The sequence below is a fragment of the Bacillus cereus genome (assembly GCF_015071065.1).
Taxonomy (GTDB): Bacteria; Bacillota; Bacilli; order Bacillales; family Bacillaceae_G; genus Bacillus_A; species Bacillus_A cereus_BA.
The window spans coordinates 1-660 of the sequence record NZ_VOVA01000084.1; the positions used below are offsets into that span (position 1 = coordinate 1).

Genomic DNA, 660 nt, shown 5'->3' on the forward strand with positions numbered 1-660 from the left:
GAGAGCGTGGCTTATCGATGGCTCACACAACGATTATGCGTTGGGTTCATCAATATGGACCGGAATTAGATGAAAGAGTACGGCGTCATCTTAAGACAACAAATGACTCCTGGAGAGTCGATGAAACATATATCAAAGTAAAAGGTCAATGGATGTATCTATATCGTGCAGTAGATTCCAAAGGAAGCACGATTGATTTTTATCTCAGTGAAACAAGAGACACAAAGGCTGCAAAGCGCTTCTTCAAGAAAGCTTTGCGGTCTTTTCATGTTTCTAAACCTCGCGTCATTACGGTGGATAAGAATCCGGCTTATCCTATAGCAATTGAACAGTTGAAAAAGGAGAAAAGCATACCTGGCGGTATGCAACTTAGACAACAGAAATACTTGAATAACATAGTGGAACAAGATCATCGTTTTATCAAGAAGCAAGTTCGTTCTATGTTAGGATTGAAGTCACTTCGTACAGCTACTTTAATTTTAAGTGGCATCGAAGCTATGCATATGATGAAAAAAGGGCAACTTCACCAAAGGGTGAAATCTGCCCGAAATGAAGCTGAATTCATTCATAGATTGTTTGGATTAGCTGTTTAATCTCCCTGTTAACAGGATATTGCCGTTCTATGGTTGTAGTGAAGTGTTTTTGCACCAGAACCCATCA

1 protein-coding gene is annotated in these 660 nt (G+C 39.7%); it reads left to right on the plus strand.

Features of this window, described 5'->3' with window-relative positions:
- Window positions 1-593: IS6 family transposase (locus FT637_RS29570; RefSeq protein ID WP_193649257.1), on the plus strand; the 593-nt coding region annotated here is incomplete at its 5' end.
- Window positions 594-660: the final 67 nt, after the last annotated feature.